This is a genomic window from Actinoallomurus acaciae, from assembly GCF_042429965.1.
Taxonomy (GTDB): domain Bacteria; phylum Actinomycetota; class Actinomycetes; order Streptosporangiales; family Streptosporangiaceae; genus Actinoallomurus; species Actinoallomurus acaciae.
In genome coordinates this window covers 1-2,315 of record NZ_JBHLZP010000851.1, presented here as the reverse complement: position 1 = coordinate 2,315, position 2,315 = coordinate 1, and the positions used below count along the sequence as shown (strand labels likewise).

Annotated in this window: 2 protein-coding genes; both read right to left on the bottom strand. The window is 75.1% G+C overall.

The features are described 5' to 3' along the window. Positions 1-1,145, bottom strand: a 1,145-nt coding sequence (locus ACFFNX_RS48020; RefSeq protein ID WP_446678562.1) for a glycoside hydrolase family 18 protein, incomplete at its 3' end; no start/stop codon positions are given. After that, positions 1,142-2,315 (bottom strand): ADP-ribosylglycohydrolase family protein (locus ACFFNX_RS48015; RefSeq protein ID WP_378213113.1); only part of this gene is annotated, 1,174 nt, incomplete at its 5' end. The genes ACFFNX_RS48015 and ACFFNX_RS48020, both read right to left, overlap by 4 nt.

Below are 2,315 nucleotides of genomic sequence, written 5' to 3'. Positions count from 1 at the left end.
GGCGGCGCCCCGCCGGGAGCGCCCTCCACCGCGCCCACGCCGCGCGCCTGGATCCGCCCGTACGCGCCGGGCCCGAGCCGTGCACCGGTGACCGCGTCGTGGCACTCCACGCCGGGATCGACGCCGAGCAGCGGTCCCTCGTACGGCCGGCCGGACCGGTTGACCACGGTCCACAGCGTCGTGTCGCCGTCGCTCCAGCGGGAGGCCGGCAGCCACGGCGCGGCCTCGTCCACGAGCGGCGTCCACTCACCGGAGTGGAACAGCCGCGCGAACCGCCGTTGTACCGGCAGCATGGCGCGCAGCAGCGCGCGGTCGCGGGCGTTCCAGCCGACCCACGAGCCGAAGACGTTCTCCCAGACCAGGATGCCGCAGCCGTTCATCCAGGCCGAGTGCAGCTCGTCGGAGTGGTCGCGGTGCCAGCGGCGGGTGTGGTGGAGCATGTGCCGCCGCTCGAACCACTTGGTCCGCAGCACCCCGGGCGTCGCGGAGTCGCCGAACCACTGCGCCCACGACATCGCGTGGTCCGGCACCCGGCCGAGCGGGACCGCCGACTCACTCTCCAGCGCGACGTCCGGGCCGAGCGCGGTTCGCAGGTCCGTCCCGCCCTCGCGGAGGGTGTCGAGGAAGACCCCGTCGGCGCCGAGATCGTCGACGAGCGCGGCGAGCGCCTCGGCGTGCGGCTCGCCGCCGGCCGCCCACGGGTTGTAGTCCAGCAGCACCCGGACGCCGCGCCGCCGCAGCGCCGCGACCAGCATGGCGATCCCCGGCACGTCACGGTAGAAGGCGAACTGGTCGCGGCCGTCCAGGCCGATCACCGGGTACGCGTGCCAGAGCACCACCGCGTCGTACCCGCCGAACTCGCGCACGCCGTGGGCCAGGAACGTCTCGGGTGTGAAGACGCCGCGCCCGGAGTCGTAGAGGAATGTGTCCCACAGCCACGCCACGCAGACCGCGAAGCAGTTCCGCGTCCACGCCGGGTAGCGCGGCGGCGGGCCGGCCCCGTCTCGCCAGCGTGTCAGGGCGGCTCGCCACGCGGGCCGGTCGCCGGGGTCCTCCGGCGCCGCGAAGATCTTCGCTCGGTCGAGCCCGGACAGGTCCGCGGCGTCCTCCAGGGGGACACGCGTCGGCCGGTCGAGGTCTCTCACGGCCGCAGCGCGGCCGTACGGGCGGCGAGGTCGCTGATCCGTACGCCGTCGAAGCCGGTGAGGCTGCTGCTCATCCGGTCGCGCAGCGGCGCGGTCCACGCCTCGGGGATGGCCGGGGCGCCCCCGAGTGCCCCGGTGATCGAACCGACGGTCGCGCCGTCGGAGTCGGTGTCCCAGCCGCCGGCCACCGCCGCCGAGACGGACCGGGTGAAGTCGCCGTCCCCATGGGCGAGGGCGGCCGCGACCAGGGCCGCGTTGTTGACCGAGTGCACCCAGTGCAGCCCGGCGTGACGCTCGTGCAGCCCGTCCAGGACCCGGTCGAGGTCGCGCTCGGCGCGGGCCGAGGCGACGGCCTCGTCGACCGCGTCAGCCATCCGCGAGCCCTCGGGCAGCACCGCGCGGCCGGCGCGCAGCACCTCGTCCACCGAGTCGGCGACGAGGGCGGTCGCGCACATCGCCGCGGCGAACATCGCGCCGTAGACCCCGTTGGCCGTCTGGCTGAGACGCGCGTCCCGGTGCGCCATGGCGGCCGCCGTCGCGGGGTCGCCCGGGTTGACCCAGCCGTAAAGGTCGGTGCGGATCTGCGCGCCGATCCACTCGCGGAACGGATTGTGGTACGTCGCGGTCCGCGGCGGCTCGATGCCGAGCAGCAGGTTCCGGTAGGCGATGCGCTCGGCGGTGAACACCCGCCCGGCGGGCAGTTCGTCCAGCCACGCCTGGGCGACGTCGTCCGTGGTGAAGTCCGGCCCGTGCCGTTCGAGCAGCGCCAGAGCCAGCATCGGGAAGTTGAGGTCGTCGTCCTCGGGCGTGCCGTCGAGGTTCTCGGCGAGGCTGTTCACGGCGCTGCGGCGGTTCCACGGCCACCGCTCCGCGATCTCCTGGGGCAGGCCCTTCGCGGTGAACCAGCCGCGGATCGGCCAGTTCCCGGTGGCCTCGGCGATCGCGCGGATGCCCTCGCGGGGGATCTTCTCCACCGGCTTGCCGAGGACGCAGCCGGCCGCGCGGCCCAGCCACGCGCCGTACACGCGGTCCTGCTCGACGGTCGCAGGCGTCGCGGCGGGCCAACCCGGGCAGGCCGCGATGATCTCCGGCAGGGCGGTCGGCTCGTGGCGCGGCGACGGGAGCGCGTCCAACTCGGCGAGCAGTTCGTCGGCCAGCGGCCGCAGGGCC